Consider the following 21,216-nt stretch of genomic DNA (forward strand, 5'->3'; position numbering starts at 1 on the left):
TCCTCTTCCCAGACGGAAACGCCGCCGCCGCTAGTCTTTTCCGAGCTGTTCGTCGATGAAGTCGTACAGGTTGTCGTCCTCGGCGCCGTCGATCCATTCGATGTTCTGTTCCGCGGCGCCCGGCCGGTCCTGCAGCCGCGACAGGAGGGTCTTCAATCTCGCCTCCACCGAACCGATCTCGGAACTTCCGGCGGGGATCGACACCATGTCGGCCTCCAGCCGATCGATCGTGCGCAGGACGACGCCGATACCCGTTTCGCTGGAGATCCGGCCGATCAGGTGCCGCACCATGGCCCGCACGGTCGGATGGTCGAAGACCGCGCTGGCGGGCAGCGCGAGCCCGGTGGCCGCGGTCAGCCGGTTGCGCAGTTCGACACCGGTCAGCGAGTCGAAACCCTGCTCGGTGAAGGCGCGATCGATATCTATCCCGGACGGGTCGGGGTGGCCGAGCACGACGGCCACCTGGCCGCGCACCAGATCCAGCACCCGGGCCTCGCGATCGGATTCGGTGAGTGCGGCCAGCTGCTGCCCCCAGTCCTGGCCGTTGCCGGTCGTGGCGGCCGGTACGGCGGTGGTGCGGCGGGTTCGGCCGCGGACCAGGCCGCGCAGCACCGAGGGCACCGTTGCCGCCGCGTCGGCGCCGCTCCAGGCCGCCGAGTTCAGCCGTGCGGTCACCACTGCGGCCTCGCCGGCGGTGAGGGCGGCATCGAACAGCGTGAGCCCGTCCGACACGGTCAGCGGCGCAATTCCCGTCCGCCGCATCCGGGCCAGGTCCGCGTCGCTCAGGCCGCCGGTCATGCCGCTGGCGCTGTCCTGTTCCCAGAGCCCCCACGCCATCGACACCGCGGGCAGGCCCAGCGACCGCCGGTAGGCCGCCAGGGCGTCCAGGAAGACGTTCCCGGCCGCGTAATTCGCCTGTCCCGCACCACCGATGACGCCGGCCAGCGACGAGAACACCACGAACGCCTCGACATTCGCGGTTCGGGTGAGCTCGTGCAGGTTCCACGCGCCCGCGACCTTCGGCGCCAGCACCCGATCCAGTTGTTCGGCCGTCAGCGACTGGACCACGGCATCGTCGAGAACGCCGGCCGCGTGCACGACGCCGGTCACCGGCACCCCGGACAGAACCTGTTCGAGCGCCTCGCGATCCGCCACATCACAAGCGGCGACCCCGACCTCCGCGCCCGCATCGGCCAGCTCCGCGACCAGTTCCGCGACCCCGGAGCCGCGCTCACCGCTGCGGCTGACCAGCAGCAGGCGGCGAACGCCGTGGCCGGACACCAGATGCCGGGCCACCACCGCGCCCAGGCCGCCGGTGCCGCCCGTGACGACCACCGTGCCGTCACCCCACGACACCGGTTCGGCCGCCTCGGGATCCGTGCCGCCGTGCCGGGCCAGCCGTGGCGCCGACAGCTCACCACCGCGAATCCTGACCTCGGTCTCCTGCGCCGCCGCCGCGGAAGGCAGTGCCTCCCAGGACTCTTCGGCCTCGTCGATGTCGACCAGGACGATCCGGCCCGGATTCTCGGTCTGCGCCGAGCGGATCAGCCCCCGCACCGGAGCGGCGAGGAGTCCGGGCAGCCCCCCTGCTCCGCGGGTCAGCACCAGCAGGCGCGACTCGCCGAACCGCTCGTCGGCCAGCCAGCCCTGGAGCGACGCCAGCGCATCGGCGGTCACCCGGCGTGCCGCCTCGACCGAGTCGCCGCCCGGATCCACGCAGAACACCACGACATCCGGAACTGCCTGTCCCGCACCGATGCCCGCCTGAACGTCGGCGAAGTCGGTGCACGCGGAGACCGTCTGCGACACACCCGCCAATCGCTCGGCGGCGGCCGACGCCTCGCTCGGAGTCGCGACCACGACCCAGGCGGCGGTGTCGGCGGCCTGGTGCGGGGCCGGGACCGGCAGCCAGTCGGTGCGCAGGAGTGCGTCGGCGACGACGGAGCGGTCCGCCTGGAGAGTCGTGGGCAGCGGTCGCACGGTCAGGGTGTCGACGGTGGCGACGGGGGCGCCGGTCTGGTCGGCCACCAGTATCGAGACGGTGTCGTCGCCGGTCACGGTCAATCGCACCCGCAGCGCCGCCGCGCCCGTGGCGTGCAGGGCGAAACCCTGCCAGGAGAACGGGAGCCTGGCCCGCACCGGACCGGGTGCGGGGGCATGTCCATTGCTGTTGCCGTTCCCATTGCCATTACCGTTGCCGCTCGCGGGCTCGGTTCCGGTCAGCGCGAGGGCGTGCAGGGCGGCGTCGAACAGCGCCGGGTGCAGCCCGAACCGCTCGAGGTCGGCCCGGGCCGAATCCGGCAGCGCCACATCGGCATACAGCTGGTCGCCCTGGCGCCATGCCGCCCGCAGGCCCTGGAACGCCGTCCCGTACTCGAACCCGGCGTCGGCCATCGCGTCGTAGAGGGCGTCGACGTCGACCGGTTGCGCGCCCGCGGGGGGCCACGCCGCCAAATCCTCACCGTCGGTCATCGCGGTCGCCTCGCCGAGGGTTCCGCTCGCGTGGCGGGTCCACTCCGAGGCGCCCTCGGTGCGCGCGTACACGCCGACCCGGCGGCGGCCCGCGGTGTCGGGCTGCTCCACGGTGACCTGCACCTGCACGGATCCGGCCGCCGGAATCACCAGCGGCGCTTCCAGCGTCAGTTCTTCGATGGCGCCGCATCCTGTTTCGTCGCCCGCGCGGACGACCATCTCCAGCAGTCCGGTCCCCGGCACCAGCACCGTTCCGGCGACGGCGTGGTCGGCCAGCCAGGGCTGGGTCCGCAGCGACAACCGCCCCGTGAGGGTGACGCTGTCGGATCCGGCGGCCACCAGCGCGGCACCGAGCAGCGGATGATCGACGCCATCGAGGCCGGAGGCGGCCGCGTCCGCACCCACCGTCATATCGAGCCAGTACCGCCGCCGCTGGAAAGCGTAGGTCGGCAACGGCACCCGCCGCACGGACCGTCCGGCGAACAGAGCGTCCCATTCCACCGGCACGCCCCGGACCGACACCTGCGCCAGCGCGGACACGAACCGGCCGACGCCGCCCTCGTCGCGGCGCAGCGTGCCCACGACACCGGCCCGGGGACCGGTCGTGGCAAGCGCGTCCAGCGTCTCCTCCACGCTCGCGGTCGCTACCGGGTGCGGGCTCATTTCGATGAAGCAGCGCATGCGCTGTTCGGCCAGTACCTGCGTGATGTCGTGGAACCGCACCGGCTGCCGCAGGTTCGTGAACCAGTAGTCCGCGTCCAGATTCGCCGTGTCCAGCAGGCCGGCGGTGACGGTCGAGTAGAACGGGATATCCGAAGCGAGCGGCGCGATTCCGGCCAGATCCCGCGCCAGCTGTTCACGGATCGGCTCCACCTGGGGCGAATGCGATCCGTAATCGACCGGAATCCGGCGCACCCGGACCTCATCGGCCGTCAACGCGTCGAACAGCTCGTCCAGCGCGGCACTCTCACCCGAAACCACCACCGTCGCCGGACCGTTCACCGCAGCGACCGCGATCCGCTCGGACCAGCGACCGAGATACGCCTCCACCCGGTCCCGCGGCAACGACACCGACATCATCCCGCCCGTACCCGCCAGCACCGTCAACGCACGGCTCCGCAACGCCACCACCCGGGCCGCGTCCTCCAAAGACAGTGCGCCGCAGACGTATGCGGCAGCAATCTCACCCTGCGAATGACCGACCACCGCAGCCGGACGCACACCACACGCCTGCCACACCCGCGCCAGCGACACCATCACCGCGAACAACGCCGGCTGGACGACATCCACACGGTCGAGCGACGCCGCACCCGGGGCATCCGTCAGCACATCCGTCAGCGACCACTCCACGAACGGCGACAACGCCTCCTCACACCGGGCGATCTCCGCGGCGAACACCAGCGACGACGCCAGCAGCTCGCGTCCCATGCCGACCCACTGCGACCCCTGACCGGGGAACACGAAAACGACGCCCCCGGAGCCGGTTCCGGCCAGCCCCCGGACGACACCGGCCGAATCCTCCTCTCCGGCAACCGCGGACAGACCGGCCAGCAGATCTTCCCGCCGGTCACCCCACACCACCGCGCGGTGCTCGAACGCGGTACGACTGTGTGCGAGCGACCATCCGACATCGACCGGCGACAACTCTGGATCGTCCTCGAGCATCGACCGCAACTGCCGCGCCTGGTCGGCCAGTGCGGCGGAGGTGCGGGCCGAAACCATCCACGGCACGACCTCGGTGTCGAACACCGGCTCGACAACGGTTCGGGCCGAGGCATTCTGGCTCTCCGGCGCTTGCTCGACGATGACGTGCGCGTTGGTTCCGGAGATCCCGAACGACGACACCCCCGCGCGACGCGGATACTCCGCCTCGGGCCACGGCCGCTGCTCGGTCAGCAGCTCGACCGCGCCGGAGTCCCAATCCACCTGCGGCGTCGGCTCTTCCACGTGCAGCGTCTTCGGCAATACGCCGGCGCGCATGGCCATGACCATCTTGATGACGCCGCCCACACCGGCCGCGGCCTGCGTGTGGCCGACATTGGATTTCAGCGACCCCAGCCACAGCGGCCGCTCGGCCGGCCGGACCGCACCGTAGGTGGCGAGCAGGGCCTGCGCCTCGATCGGATCGCCGAGAGTCGTTCCCGTGCCGTGTGCCTCGACCGCGTCCACCTCGGCGGCGGAGACGCCCGCGTTGGCCAGCGCCTGCCGGATCACCCGCTGCTGCGACGGACCGTTCGGCGCGGTCAGGCCGTTGCTCGCACCGTCCTGGTTGACCGCGCTGCCCCGGAGCACCGCCAGCACCGGATGGCCGTTGCGGCGAGCGTCCGAGAGTCGTTCCAGCAGCAGCACTCCGGCGCCCTCGGACCACCCGGTGCCGTCCGCCGACGCGGCGAACGACTTGCACCGGCCGTCGGGCGCCAGGCCGCGCTGCCGGGAGAACTCCACGAACAGACCGGGCGTCGCCAGCACGGTCACACCGCCGGCCAATGCCAGCGAGCATTCGCCCGACCGCAGCGCCCCGGCCGCCAGATGTATCGCCACCAGCGAGGACGAGCACGCGGTATCCACCGTAACCGCGGGGCCCTCGAAGCCGAACGAGTACGCCACCCGGCCGGTGACCACGCTCGCCGGCGTACCGCTGCCCCAGAAGCCCTCCATCTCCGGGGGCAGTCCGACACCCGAGAACCGAGAACCGTACTCCGCGTACATCACACCGGCGAAGACACCGGTCGGGCTGCCCTTCAGGCTCGCCGGGTCGATTCCCGCGCGCTCCAGCGCCTGCCAGGAGGTCTCCAGCAGCAGGCGCTGCTGGGGATCGGTGGCCAGGGCCTCACGCGGTGACATGCCGAAGAAATCGGGATCGAAATCGGCCGCGTCGTAGACGAATCCGCCTTCGCGGGCATAGGACTTGCCGGCCGCGTCCGGATCCGGATCGTACAGCCCGTCCACGTCCCAGCCGCGGTCGGACGGCCACAGCCCGATGCCGTCACCACCCGCGGCCAGCAGGTCCCACAGATCCTCCGGCGAGGCCACCCCGCCCGGATACCGGCAGGCCATGGACACGATGGCGATCGGTTCGTCGGCGGCCGCCGAGGCCGCCGCGACCGCGACCCGTGCCGTGCCGGTTCCGCAGATCCGGTCGACCAGGTGACCGGCGAGGGCGCGCGGGGTCGGGTAGTCGAACACCGTCGTGGCCGGCAGCGTGATTCCGGTGGCCGCGGCCAGCCGGTTGCGCAGTTCGACGCCGGTCAGCGAGTCGAAACCCTGCTCGGTGAACGCGCGCTCGACGTCGATGCCGTTCGGGTCGGTGTGGCCGAGCACGACGGCGACGTGGCCGCGAACGAGTTCCACGGCGCGCGGTTCCCGATCGGGCTCGGCGAGCGCGGTCAATTGCTCTGCCCACGAGCCGCTTCCGGTCGCCTCGGCGGCGGTGCGCCTGGTGCGGGCGCGGACCAGGCCCCGCAGGATCGACGGAACCTGTGCCGCATCGTCCCACACCGACGCGCTCACCCGCGCGGTCACCACCTCGGGCTCGCCGAGGGTGAGTGCGGCATCGAACAGCGTCAGACCGTCGGAGACCGCGAGCGGCGCGATTCCGGCCCGCCGCATCCGCGCCCGATCGGCGTCACGCAGGGCGCCGGTCATGCCGCCGGCCTGTTCCCACAGTCCCCAGGCCATCGACACCGCGGGCAGCCCGAGGGCATGGCGGTGGGTCGCGAGGGCGTCCAGGAATCCGTTCGCCGCCGCGTAATTCGCCTGTCCCGCACCGCCGATGACGCCGGAGACGGACGAGAACAGCACGAAGGCGGCCACGTTCGCGCCGCGCGTCGACTCGTGCAGGTTCCACGCGCCCGCGATCTTCGGCGCCAGCACCCGTTCCAGCTGTTCGGGTGTCATCGAGGCCGCCACCGCGTCGTCCAGGACGCCCGCGGCATGGACGACCCCCGTCACCGGTGCCGATGCGGGCACCCGGGCCAACGCCTGTTCCAGCGCCGCTCGATCGGCCACGTCGCACGCGGCGACCTCCACCCGGGCACCCCGCTCGGTCAGCTCGGTCACCAGCTCGGCGACGCCGGCTCCCTGGTCACCGCTGCGGCTGATCAGCAGCAGGTTGCGGACGGCGTGCGCGGCGGTCAGGTGCCGGGCGACGACGGCGCCCAGGCCGCCGGTGCCGCCCGTGATCACCACGGTGCCGTCGCCCCACGAGGCCTGCCCCGGTGTCCCGGGCCGTGCGCCACGGTCGCGGGTCAGCCGCGGGGCCGACAGTTCGCCACCGCGAATCCTGACCTCGGTCTCCTGCGCTGCCGCCGCGGAAGGCAGTGCCGCCCAGGACTCTTCGGCCTCGTCGATGTCGACCAGGACGATCCGGCCCGGATTCTCGGTCTGCGCCGAGCGGATCAGGCCCCGCACGGTGGCGGCCACCAGGCCCGCCGACTCCTCGGAGTTGGTGAGCAGCACCAGTGCCGATTCGGCGAGGCGCTCGTCGGCCAGCCAGGACTGGACCAGGCTCAGGACTCGGCCGGCCGCCCGGCGCGCCGCAGCCGCCGAGTCGCTGCCGCCGTCGATATCGGTGCACGGCACCGCGACGACATCCGGAATCCGTTGTCCGGCATCGATACTCGTCCGGAAGTCGGCGAACTCCGCGCACCCCGCCACCGTCACCCCGGCTCCCGACAGGCGGCTCAGGAGCGCCGGATCCTCGGAGAGCACAGTCCACTCGGCCTCCGCGGACAGCGTGGGGGCCGGCAGAGCCGGCCATTCCGTACGCAGCAGCGCTTCGGCCAGGACGGCCCGGCCCGGCCGCAGCTGGGTCTCCGGTATCGGGCGGACGGTCAGGGCGTCGACGGTGGCGACCGGGCGACCGTCGGGGTCGGTGAGCACGATCGAGACCGTGTCCGCGCCGGTCGCCGTCAGCCGAGCCCGCAGCGAAGTCGCCCCGGTGGCGTGCAGCGCGGCGCCCCGCCAGGAGAACGGCAGGCGCCCGGTCTCGCCCGCCAGCACCAGGACGTGCAGCGCGGCGTCGAACAGCGCCGGGTGCAGGCCGTACCGCTCGATGTCCTCGCGCGCCGAATCCGGCAGTGCGACATCGGCATACAGGTCCTCGCCGTGCCGCCAGGCCGCCCGCAGTCCCTGGAATACCGGCCCGTAGTCGAATCCGCCGTCGGCCATGCGTTCGTAGGCGGTGTCGACATCGATCGGTTCCGCGCCCGTCGGCGGCCAGACCGCCGAGTCGCCGTCCCCTCCGACAGCGGCGGGCGGCACGTCGGCCAGGATGCCGCTCGCGTGCCGGGTCCACGTCGTAGTGTCCCCGGCGCGGGCGTAGACGCCGACCGGACGGCGGCCGCCCTCGGGCCGGTCCACAACCACCTGGACCTGCACGGCCCCGGATTCGGGCAGGGCGAGCGGAGTCTCCATGGTGAGTTCTTCGACGGCGCCGCAACCGATTTCGTCGCCGGCGCGGATCACCATCTCCATCAGGGCGGTGCCGGGCACCAGGACGGTGTCCCGGACGGCATGGTCGGCGAGCCACGGGTGGGTGCGCAGAGACAACCGGCCGGTCAGGATCACCGAGTCGGTACCGGCCGCCAGCGCGGATCCCAGCAGCGGATGGTCGACCGTCTCCAGGCCGGCCTCGTCCGCTTGGGGGGCGGGGCTTTCCAGCCAGTAACGCCGGCGCTGGAAGGGGTAGGTCGGCAACGGGACTCGGCGGTGGTTACCGGGGTAGAAAGCGTTCCAGGACACCGGGACTCCGGCCGCCGAGAGCTGTGCCAGGGCCGAGACGACCGTGTCGACGGCCGGATCGGTGGTGCGCAGGGTCGTTGCGCACCAGGGCTGATGCGATTCCCCGGTCACGCACTCCTGGATCAGCGCCGACAGCGCGCCGCCCGGGCCCATCTCGACGAACCCGGCCACCCGCCGCTGCTGCAACCAGCGCACACTGTCGGAAAAACGCACCGGCTCCCGCACATGCCGCACCCAGTACCCGGGGTCGGTGTGGTCGGCGTCCGGGGAACCCGTCAGATTCGACACGATCGGGATGCGAGGCTCCTCGAACGCCAATCCCGCAGCGAGCGCGGCGAACTCGGCCAGCATCGGCGCCATGTGCGGGGAATGGAAGGCGTGACTGACCGGCAACCGCTTGGTCTTACGGTCCGCGAACCGCGCCGCGATCTCTTCCACCGCGGCCTCGTCGCCGGAGATCGTCACGGAAGCCGGACCGTTCACAGCCGCCACGGCCACCCGGTCCTCGGCACCGGCCACCTGCGGGAGCACCTCGTCCTCGCCCGCCGCCACCGCGATCATCGCGCCGCCGGCCGGTAGCGCCTGCATCAACCGGCCGCGGGCCGCCACCAGCGCACACGCATCCCGCAGCGACAGCACACCGGCCACATGCGCCGCGGTCAACTCCCCGATCGAATGCCCCAGCAGATAATCCGGCCGGACACCCACATGCTCGAACAACCGGAACAACGCGACTCCCACCGCGAACAATCCGGATTGGGCGAACACGGTTCGATCGACCAGTCCGGCCGGGTCCGAACCCGGCTCGGCGAGAACGACTTCCCGGACGGCGGCAGGCACGTGCCCCGCCAGGTTCGCGTCCAGACCCGCGCAGACCTCGTCGAACGCCTCCCGGAACACCGCCGACGACTCGTAGAGGTCGCGGCCCATGCCGGCCCACTGCGAACCCTGACCGGGGAACACGAAAACCACCGGCCCCGAGCCGGATCCCGTCACACCACGAACGACACGCGGTGCCTCCGCACCCCGCCCGAGCGCGGACAGCGCCGCCAGCACTTCCTCGCGGCCGTCGCCCCACACCACGGCACGCTGTTCGAATACCTTGCGGGAGTTCAGCAGCGACCATCCGATATCCGCGATCGGCACCTCGTGGTCTGCCTCGACAAGTGCCGCCAACCGCTGCGCCTGTGCCGCCAGCGCTTCCGGGCTACGGGCGGAGATCAGCCACGGAACCACGCCGGCGCCGATGACCGACGGCTCGTCCTCGACCGGTGCCGCATCGACGATGTCGACCGCGGGCGCCTGTTCGAGAACGACGTGGGCGTTGGTGCCGGAAATACCGAACGACGAAACCCCGACTCGGCGTGGATGGTTCGCCTCGGGCCAGGCCCGGGACTCGGTGAGCAGTTCCACCGAACCGGTGGACCAGTCCACCTCGGCGGTCGGCTCGTCCACATGCAACGTCTTCGGCAGCACACCGGCCCGCATGGCCATCACCATCTTGATCACGCCCGCCACACCGGCGGCCGCCTGCGCATGACCGATATTCGATTTCAGCGAACCCAGCCACAACGGGTTGTCCGGCGCGCGGTCCCGGCCATAGGTTGCCAGCAACGCCTGCGCCTCGATCGGATCGCCCAGAGTCGTTCCCGTGCCGTGCGCTTCGACCGCATCGACCTCGGCGGCCGAGACGCGCGCATTGGCGAGAGCCTGCCGGATGACCCGCTGCTGCGACGGTCCGTTCGGCGCGGTCAGGCCGTTACTCGCGCCGTCCTGGTTGATCGCGCTACCGCGCATCACCGACAGCACCGGGTGCCCGTTGCGCCGGGCATCGGACAGCCGTTCCAGCAGAAGGACTCCCACGCCCTCGGCCCAGCCCGTGCCGTCCGCCGCGGCGGCGAAGGACTTACAACGCCCGTCGGGAGCCAGCCCCCGCTGGCGGGAGAACTCCACGTACAGGCTCGGTGTCGCGTAGATGGTGACGCCGCCCGCCACGGCGAGCGAGCACTCGCCGGCCCGCAGCGATCCCGCCGCGAGATGCATGGCCACCAGCGACGACGAACAGGCGGTGTCGACCGTGACCGCCGGGCCCTCGAACCCGAAGGAATACGACACCCGCCCCGACACCACGCTGGTCGAGCCGCCGGTGACCTCGTAACCCTCTACCTGGTCGGCGCGATGACCCCGGGTCAGGTAGTGCTGATACATCACCCCGGCGAACACACCGGTCTGGCTGCCTCGCAGGCTCGACGGGTCGATTCCGGCCCGCTCGAACACCTCCCACGAGGTCTCCAGCAGCAACCGCTGCTGCGGATCGGTCGCCAGCGCCTCCCGCGGCGACAACCCGAAGAACGCCGGATCGAAATCGGCCGCGTCGTAGAGGAATCCGCCCTCGCGCACATACGACTTGCCTATCGCGTCCGGGTCCGGGTCGTACAGCGCGTCGACGTCCCAGCCGCGGTCGGACGGCCACGGCCCCATGGCATCCCGGCCCGAGGCCACCAGATCCCACAGGTCCTCCGGCGACGTCACGCCGCCCGGATAGCGGCAGGCCATCGCCACGATCGCGATCGGCTCGTCGTCGGCGACCGACGCCGCGACCGGCGGCGGCACCGGCGCCGCCACCTCGGCGCCGCAGGCCTCCTCGACCAGGTGCCGCGCCAGGGCCCGGGGGGTCGGATAGTCGAAAACGGTACTGGCGGACAGGGTCAGCTTCGTGGCGGTGGTCAACCGGTTGCGCAGTTCCACGGCGGTCAGCGAGTCGAAACCCTGCTCGGTGAACGCGCGATCGGTGTCGATACCGGACGGATCGGGATGGCCGAGCACGATCGCCACGTGGTGACGGACGAACTCCAGTGCGTGGTCCTCGCGGTCGCCGACGGCGATTTCGACGAGTTGCCGCGCCCATCCCCCGGGTCCGGCGGCGGTGGGAACGTCGGCCGCGGCACGCCGGGCCCGGGTACGAACGAGCCCCCGCACGATCGACGGCACCGGCCCGGAATCCTCCGAACCCGCCCAGACGACCGGGTTCAGCCGCGCGGTCACCGCCACGGGATCCTCACCGGCCAGGGCGGCATCGAACAGCGCCAACCCGTCGGAGACCGCGAGGGGGGTGATCCCCGACCGCCGCATCCGGGCCACATCGGCATCCCGCAGGGCGCCGGTCATCGCACTGGCGCTGGCCTGTTCCCACAGGCCCCACGCCATCGACACCGCCGGCAGGCCCAGCGACCGGCGATGCGACGCCAGCGCATCCAGAAAGACGTTGCCCGCCGCGTAGTTCGCCTGTCCGGCATTGCCGACGATGCCCGCGATCGACGAGAACATCACGAACGCGGCCAGATCCGCCGACCGCGTCAGCTCGTGCAGATTCCAGGCCCCCGCGATCTTCGGCGCGAGAACGCGTTCGAGCTGCTCGACGGTCAGCGATTGCACGACCGCGTCGTCGAGGACGCCCGCCGCGTGGACGACTCCGGTCACCGGAATCTCCGCCGGTACCCGTTCCAGGATCCGCGCCAGGTCCGCACGATCGGCCACGTCGCCGGCGGCCACCTCGACCCGCGCGCCGAGCCCGGACAGCTCGGCCACCAGTTCGGCGACACCCGCACCGCGGTCACCACTGCGACTGATCAGCAGCAGGCTGCGCACCGCGTAGGTGTCCACCAGGTGCCGGGCCACCACCGCGCCCAGGCCACCGGTCCCGCCCGTGATCACGACCGTCCCGTCGCCCCAGGGCCGAGGCATTTCCAGGATGTTCTTGCCGACCCCCTTCGCCTGGCTCAGATACCGGAAGGCGTCGCGCGCGTACCGGACGTCCCAGGTCGTCAACGGGATCGGGTGCAGGATTCCGCGCTCGAACAGTGCCGACAGCTCCGCCAGCATCTGCTGAATGCGGTCGAGGTCCACCTCGAACAGGTCGAAGGTGCGATACAGGATGCCCGGGTAGCGTTCGCCGAGCTGCCCGGGGTCGCGAATGTCGGTCTTGCCGATCTCGATGAACCGGCCGCCGGGCGCCAGGGTGTCGAACGACGCGTCCACGAGCTCGTAGGCGAGCGAGTTGAGGATCACGTCCACGCCGTGTCCGCCGGTGAGCGCGAGGAAGGCGTCCTTGAATTCGGTGGTGCGAGAGGAAGCCACGTGGTCGTCGGGCAGGCCGTTGTCGCGGAGGTACGACCACTTGGCCGGTCCGGCCGTGCCGAAGACGGTGGCGCCGAGATGCTGTGCGATCTGGGTGGCGGCCATGCCGACACCGCCGGCGGCCGCATGGACGAGGACGGATTCGCCGGACCGCAGACCGGCCAGGTCCACCAGCCCGTAATACGCGGTCAGGAAGATGATCGGCGCCGACGCGGCCACCGCGAAGGACCAGTCGCCCGGCATCCGGCAGAGCATCCGGTGATCGGTGACCGCGACCGGGCCGAATGCGCCGGTGAACATCCCCATCACGCGGTCGCCGGGAGCCAGGTTCGTCACCGCGGAGCCGACCTCGAGCACGATTCCGGCGCCCTCGGAGCCCAGCAGTGCGTCGCCGGGGTACATATCGAGCGCGATCAGGACGTCGCGGAAGTTCAACCCGGCCGCCCGGATACCGACACGGACCTGCCCGGACGCCAATTCGCCACTGCCGGAAGGCTGTACGAACCGGATGTTGTCGATGGTTCCCTTGTTCGGGATGTCCAGCCGCCACTCGGCCGCGGCCGGGGGCACCAGCGGCCGCCGGGTGGCGTCGCGGCGAGCCAATCTGGGGGCCGACAGTGCGCCGCCGCGGAGGGCGACCTCGGTCTCTCCCGTCATCGCCGCGGCCGGTACCGCCGCCCAGGAGCGATCGTCGTCGTCGACGTCCACCAGGACGAACCGGCCCGGGTTCTCCGTCTGCGCCGACCGGATCAGGCCACGTACCGCCGAGGCCACCAGGTCTGTCCCCGTTTCGTCCGCCGCCGCGACCGCGGAGCGGGTCAGCACCAGCAGCCGCGATGCGCCGAAACGCTGATCGGCGAGCCACGGCTGGACGAGCGCCAGCACCTCGCCCACCGCGTGGTGCGCGGTGTCCGGCGACATACTCTCGGTGCCCGGACACGACACCACCAACACAGTCGGAACCGGTTGTCCCGCATCAATGTTCGCCTGAACATCGGCAAGACCCGCATGCGCCGAGACCGAAACCCCGGCATGTCGCAACCGCTCGGCTATGGACGGCCGCTCGTCGGCGGGTTCCTCGGCGACCGGCGAACTCCCGGGGCACGAAGCCGTACCTGAAGCAGATGCCCCGGTCGGCGACGCGATTTCGCCTATCGGCGGATGTCCGCCTCCGGTCTCGATCACCGCCCACCCGGCCGTATCGGGTCGGTCCGGTGTCGCGATGGATACCCATTCGGTATGCAACAGGGCGTCGGCGACCGGATCGTGTGCGGTCCGGAAGGTCGCCGGCAGCGGTCGTACCGTCAGCCCGTCGGCCACCGCCACCACGCCTCCGGAATGGTCGGCCACGACGACCGATACCGAATCCCCGCTGGTCGCCGCCAGACGCACGCGCAATGACACCGCACCGGTCGCGTGCAGAGACACACCCCGCCACACGAACGGCAGGCATCCGAACCCGTCGCCGGCCCCGAAACCGCTCAGTACCAGCACGTGCAACGCCGCGTCCAGCAGCGCCGGATGCACGCCGAACCGCTCGACCTCGTCCTGAGCCGAATCGGGCAGTGCGACATCGGCATACAGATCCTCGCCCTGCCGCCACGCCGACCGCAGACCTCGGAAGACCGGCCCGTACTCGAATCCGCCCTCGGCCATGCGCTCGTAAGCGCCGTCGACATCGATCCGCTCCGCATTCGCCGGCGGCCATACCGCCAACCCGTCCGCGGCGGCCGCATCGATCCCCGCCGCGGTCTCGGCGAGCACGCCACCGGCGTGCCGCACCCACTCCGCGGACCCTTCGACGCGGGCGAACACGCTCACCGCTCGGCGGCCGTCCGCGGCGGCGTCGACGACGACCTGAACCTGTACGGCGCCGGTCGGCGGGATCACCAGCGGCGCTTCCAGCATGAGTTCTTCGACGCCGCCGCAACCGGTTTCGTCACCCGCGCGGATCACCATCTCCAGCAGCGCGGTACCGGGCACGATGATCGTGCCGCGCACGGCGTGGTCGGCCAGCCACGGATGGGTGTGCGGCGACAACCGGCCGGTGAGGGTCAGCCGGTCGGAATCGGGGGCGAGCAGGGCTGCTCCCAGCAGCGGGTGATCGACGCTGTCGAGGCCGGACGCCCCGGCGTCGGCCTGTTCCTCGATGGCGGCGTCCAGCCAATACCGTTGCCGCTGAAACGCGTACGTCGGCAGCACCACCGAACGGACGGCGCGGCCGGCGAACACCGCCTGCCACGCCACCGGCACGCCCTGGACCGACACCTGCGCCAGCATTGACAGGAAACGAGCCGGCCCGCCTTCGTCGCGGCGGAGGGTGCCGACCACCGCGGGGCGGGCGGCGCCCGGCAGGCCGTCGAGAGTCTCCTCCACCGACTGCGTGGTGACCGGATGCGGACTGACCTCCAGGAAGCAATCCACCCCCTGCTCGGCCAGCGACCGGACGGTCTCGTGGAACCGCACCGGCTGCCGCAGGTTCGTGAACCAGTAGTCCGCGCTCAGGTTCACAGTATCCAGCAGTTCGCCGGTGACGGTCGAACAGAACGGAACATCCGACGCCACCGGCACGATTCCGGCGAGGTCGTCCAGCAGCCGCTCGCGGACGGCATCCACCTGCGGCGAATGCGATCCGTAATCCACCGGGATCCGGCGCACCCGGACCTCATCGGCCGTCAACGCGTCGAACAGCTCGTCCAGCGCGGTACTCTCACCCGAAACCACCACCGTCGCCGGACCGTTCACCGCAGCGACCGCGATCCGCTCGGACCAGCGACCGAGATACGCCTCCACCCGGTCCCGCGGCAACGACACCGACATCATCCCGCCCGACCCCGCCAGCACCGTCAACGCACGGCTCCGCAACGCCACCACCCGGGCCGCGTCCTCCAAAGACAGTGCGCCACACACATATGCGGCAGCAATCTCACCCTGCGAGTGACCGACCACCGCAGCCGGTTGCACACCACACGCCTGCCACACCCGCGCCAGCGACACCATCACCGCAAACAACGCCGGCTGGACGACATCCACACGCTCCAGCGACGCCGCACCCGGCGCATCGGTCAGCACATCCGCCAGCGACCACTCCACGAACGGCGACAACGCCTCCTCACACCGGGCGATCTCCCCGGCGAACACCGGCGACGACATCAACAACTCGCGGCCCATGCCGACCCACTGCGAACCCTGACCGGGGAACACGAAAACGACGCCCCCGGAACCGGACCCCGCCACACCACGGACAACGTTCGCCGCTTCTCCGCCTCCAGCAACCGCCGCCAACCCGGCCAGCAGATCCTCCCGGTCATCGCCGCACACGACCGCCCGATGCTCGAACAGCTTGCGAGTGGAGACCAACGACCAGCCCACATCGACCGCCGACAACCCCGCGTCCGCATCGACAACCGACGCCAACCGCTGCGCCTGCCCCGCCAGCGCCGCCGCGCTCCGGGCCGAGAGCACCCACGGCACGGCCATCGTGTCCGGGCCGAACACCGGCTCGACAACCATGGTGCCGGGGACGACCTCGGGCTCGGCCGCCGTACCGGACGGCGCCTGCTCGAGGATGACGTGGGCGTTGGTCCCCGAGATGCCGAACGACGACACCCCGGCACGCCACGGCCGATCCACCTCCGGCCACGACCGCGCCTCGGTCAGCAGCTCGACGGCGCCGGTCCACTCCACTTTCGAGGTCGGCTCGTCCACATGCAGCGTCTTCGGCAACACACCAGCCCGCATCGCCATCACCATCTTGATCACACCCGCCACACCGGCAGCCGCCTGCGCATGACCGATATTCGATTTCAACGAACCCAGCCACAACGGGTTCTCCGGCGCCCGATCACGGCCATAGGTCGCCAGCAGGGCTTGCGCCTCGATCGGATCGCCCAATGTCGTCCCCGTACCGTGCGCTTCGACCGCGTCCACGTCGGCGGGCGCGACTCCGGCATTGACCAGCGCCTGCCGGATCACCCGCTGCTGCGACGGACCGTTCGGCGCCGTCAATCCGTTGCTCGCGCCGTCCTGATTGACCGCGCTGCCCCGCAGCACCGCCAGCACCGGATGGCCGTTGCGCCTGGCATCCGAAAGACGTTCCAGCAGAACGACACCGGCACCCTCGGACCACCCGGTACCATCGGCCGCCGCAGCGAAAGACTTACACCGGCCATCGGAGGCCAGGCCCCGCTGTCGGGAGAACTCCACGAACAACCCCGGAGTCGCCAACACCGTCACACCACCGGCCAGCGCCAGCGAACACTCACCCGACCGCAACGAGCCCACGGCCAGATGCATCGACACCAGCGACGACGAACACGCTGTATCCACCGTGACCGCCGGACCCTCGAACCCGAACGAATACGACACCCGCCCCGACACCACGCTGGTCGACGCGCCGGTGATCTCGTAACCGTCCACCTCGCCGATCCGGTGCCCCCGGCCCAGATAGCGCTGATCCATGACGCCGGCGAACACACCGGTCGCACTGCCCCGCAGGCTCGACGGGTCGATTCCGGCTCGCTCCAGCACCTCCCACGAGGTCTCCAGCAGCAGGCGCTGCTGCGGATCGGTCGCCAGCGCCTCGCGGGGCGACATGCCGAAGAAGCCGGGATCGAAATCGGCCGCGTCGTAGAGGAATCCGCCCTCGCGCACAGAGGACTTCCCGGAAGCGTCCGGGTCCGGATCGAACAGCGCGTCGGCGTCCCAGCCACGGTCGGACGGCCAGGGGCCCACCGTATCCCGGCCGGACGCCACCAGATCCCACAGCGACTCGGGCGAGGTGACCCCGCCCGGGTACCGGCATGCCATCGCCACGATCGCGATCGGCTCGTCCGCGGCGACCGCCACGGGCGTGCGCGCGGCCGAGGCGGATCCGCCGCAGATCTGGTCGACCAGATGTCCGGCCAGCGCGGTGGGTGTCGGGTAGTCGTAGACGAGGCCCGTTGCCAGGGCGAGCCCGGTCGCGGCGGACAACCGATTACGCAGTTCGACACCGGTGAGGGAATCGAAGCCCTGTTCGGTGAACGCCAGATCGTTGTCGATTCGGGACGGTTCGCGCCCGGCCACGACGGATACGTGCGAGCGGACCAGGTCCAGGGCACGGGCGTGCCGATCGGCTTCGGCCGTCGCGGCCAGCCTCGCCGCCCATTCCGAGCCGGTGGCCGGGGTGCCGGCGTCGGCGACGACCCGCCGGGAGGAGGCCGGAGCGGGAACGCCGTCGGTCGACGGTTCCGGAATCGTGTAGCCCGAATCTGCCTGCACGGCAGCGATTTCGGCGACGAAGTCGGGTGCGGCGGACAACGGCCGTACCGTCAGCCCCTCGGCCAGCGCCACCACACCGCCGGTGTGATCGGCCACCACCACCGACACCGAATCCGCCCCGGCCACGGTCAACCGCACCCGCAGCGACGCCGCGCCCGTCGCGCACAGCGACACGCCTCGCCACGCGATCGGCGAAAACCCGAATCCGCTCACCACCAGTACGTGCAGCGCGGCATCGAACAGCGCGGGGTGCAGGCCGTACCGCGCGACGTCGGCGCGGGCCGAATCCGGCAGCGCCACATCCGCGTACAGGTCCCCGCCCTGCTGCCACGCCGCACGCAAGCCCCGGAACGCCGGACCGTACTCGAAGCCGGCCTCCGCCATGCGCTCGTACGCGGCATCGACATCGATCGTCTCCGCACCCTCCGGAGGCCAGGCCGCCAATCTGTTCTCGTCCGCGGGGACGACCGGCGCCGCGTCGACCAGCACGCCGCCGGCATGGCGAACCCATTCCGGCTCGCCTTCGGCCCGAGCGAAAATGCCGACCGCCCGGCGACCGAGGGCGTCGGCGGCACTGACGACGACCTGGAGCTGGACGGTTCCGGCCGGGGGAACCACGAGCGGTGTCTCGGCGGTGAACTCTTCCACGGTCCCGCAACCGGTTTCGTCACCGGCGCGGATCACCGTGTCCAGCAGCGCGGTACCGGGCACGACGACCGTGCCCCGCACCGCGTGGTCGGCCAGCCACGGATGGGTCCGCAGCGAGAGCCGGCCGGTCAGCACCGTTTCGCGCGAGTCGGCCGAGATCAGCATCGCGCTCAGGAACGGATGGTCGACGGTGTCGAGCCCGACCGCGCCGGCATCGGCGGTGGCCGAGGGCTCGAGCCAATATCGTTGCCGCTGAAACGCATACGTGGGCAGCTTGACGACGCGGCCGCCGCGGCCGCCGAAGACGGAGGCCCAGTCGACGGATATGCCCCGCACCGAAATCTCGGCCAGCGCGGTGATGAATCGCTCCGGTCCGCCTTGATCGCGACGCAGAGTGCCGGCCACCGCGGGCCGGATCGTCGCGGGGAGACCGTCGAGGGTCTCCTCCACCGACTGCGTGGTGACCGGATGCGGACTGGCCTCCAGAAAGCAATCCACCCCCTGCTCGGCCAGCGACCGGACGGTCTCGTGGAACCGCACCGGCTGCCGGAGATTCGTGAACCAGTAGCCCGCGTCGAGGTTCGTCGTATCGAACAGCCCGGCGGTGACGGTCGAGTAGAACGGAACATCCGAAGCGAGCGGCGCGATTCCGGCGAGGTCGTCGAGCAGCCGCTCGCGAACGGCATCCACCTGCGGCGAATGCGACGCGTAATCGACCGGAATCCGACGCACCCGCACCTCCTCCGCGGACAGCGCGTCGAACAACTCGTCCAGGGCGGCCTGCTCGCCCGAAACCACCACGGTCGCAGGGCCGTTCACCGCGCCGACCGCGATCCGCCCGGACCAGCGGCCGAGATATGCCTCCACCCGTTCCCGCGGCAGGGACACCGACAGCATTCCGCCCGTCCCCGCGAGGACGGTCAACGCGCGGCTCCGCAACGCCACCACACGCGCCGCCTGATCCAAAGACAAAGCGCCACACACGTATGCGGCAGCGATCTCACCCTGCGAATGACCGACCACCGCGGCCGGACGCACACCACACGCCTGCCACACCCGCGCCAGCGACACCATCACCGCGAACAGCACCGGCTGCACGACATCCACACGCTCCAGCGACGCCGCGCCCGGGGCGTCGGTCAGCACATCCGTCAGCGACCAGTCGACGAACGGCGACAACGCCTCCTCACACCGCCCGATCTCCGCCGCGAACACCGGCGACGACATCAACAACTCCCGGCCCATGCCCACCCACTGCGAACCCTGACCCGGGAATACGAAAACCACTCCCCCGGAACCGGACCCGGCCGTCCCGCGAACGACACCGGATGCCTCGCCGCCATCGGCGATCGCGGTCAACCGCGACAGCAGTTCTTCTCGATTGCCGCCGACGGCGATGGCCCGATGGTCGAACGCCGCCCGCGTGGTGGCCAGCGACCACCCCACGTCCACCGGCGACAGATCCGCCCCGGCCTCCAGGAACGACCGCAGCCGCTGTGCCTGCGCCGCCACCGCCTCCGCGCTCTTTCCGGACACCGGCCACGGCACCGTCTCGACATCGGGCGAGAACACCGGCACCACTTCGGTTTTCGCCGCCGGCGCCGGATCGGGCGTGGGCGCCTGTTCGAGAATGACGTGCGCATTCGTGCCCGAAATACCGAACGAGGACACGCCGGCCCGCCGCCGGCCGCCCTCCGGCCACGGCCGGGCCTCGGTCAGCAACTCCAATCCCAGCTCGTCGACCGGGATATCGGGATTGACCTGACGGAAATGCAGGCTCGGAACCAGCCGCCCGTGCCGGATGCACAGCGCGGTCTTGATCACTCCCGCGATTCCGGCGGCCGCCTCCAGATGACCGATACCGGTCTTCACCGAGCCGACCAGCAGCGGCCCGGACCGCCCGGCGGTTCCGACGGCGGCGCCGAGCGCCCGCGCCTCGACCGGGTCGCCGCGCCGGGTGCCCGTGCCGTGCAGCTCGACGTACTGAATCTCGTGGGGTTCGAGCCGCGCCGCCGACAATGCGTCCCGGATGACGGCGCTCTGCGTTTCGATGCGCGGGGCGATCAGGGATTCCCCGTTGCCGTCGTTGTTGACCGCGGTGCCGCGCACGACGCAGTAGATGTCGTCACGGTCGGCAACGGCCTGGTCCAGCCGCTTCAGCACGACGATGCCGGCGCCCTCACCGCGCACATAACCATCGGCCGCCGCATCGAAGGTGGCGCATCGGGAATGCGGCGACAGCGCACCCATCGCCGCCATGATCGCCGAGAACTCGGGCGCCAGAATGAGATTGACGCCGCCGACGACGGCCGTGTCGATATCGCCGTGGGCCAGGCTCTTACACCCGAGATCGAATGCGGTGAGCGACGACGATTGTGCCGTATCGACGGAAATGCTGGGACCACTGAAATCAAAGTAATAGGAAACCCGATTCGCGATCAGTGCACGCGAGGTCGACATATAGGCGAAGGCATCCGAGACGGAGCCGTCGGTATAGCGCGAATAATCCCCGGTAGCCGCACCCATATATACGCCGACGCGTTCACCGCGCAGACTGTCCGGGAGAATATTCCCGTCCTCGAACGCCTCCCAGCACAGTTCCAGCAGAATCCGCTGCTGCGGATCGAGATACCTCGCCTCGGTGGCCGAGATCCCGAAGAAATCGGCATCGAATTCGTCGACCTCCCCGATGAACCCGCCGCGCCACAGATCCGAACCATACGCACTGATCAGGCCCGGATCGCCCATCAAACGGAGCCGATCCGCCGAGGCGTTCGACACGGCCGAACGGCCGTTGTCGAGATTGGCCCAGAATTCGTCGATATTCGACGCGCCGGGGAACCTGCAGGCCATACCTACAATTGCCAGATCTCTGAATTCTCGCATAACACTCTTCACATAGGTGCGTCGTGACATGACTCTGGGCGCGGATCGCCGCGAAATCAGTGGAAAACT

General features: G+C 70.7%; 1 protein-coding gene. It reads right to left on the reverse strand.

Annotation, left to right across the window (positions count from 1 at the left end; all coding sequences use genetic code 11):
* Positions 1-30: 30 nt before the first annotated feature.
* Positions 31-21,177 (reverse strand): SDR family NAD(P)-dependent oxidoreductase, encoded by a 21,147-nt coding sequence (locus D892_RS49050; RefSeq protein WP_369801797.1) that lies wholly within the window; start codon positions 21,175-21,177, stop codon positions 31-33.
* Positions 21,178-21,216 lie beyond the last annotated feature (39 nt).

The organism is Nocardia sp. BMG51109, from assembly GCF_000526215.1.
Classification (GTDB): domain Bacteria; phylum Actinomycetota; class Actinomycetes; order Mycobacteriales; family Mycobacteriaceae; genus Nocardia.

Bases quoted from the DNA above. Each gene is read 5' to 3' on its own strand.
- D892_RS49050 (WP_369801797.1), bottom strand. From the start codon at position 21,177: ATGTCACGACGCACCTATGTGAAGAGTGTTATGCGAGAATTCAGAGAT.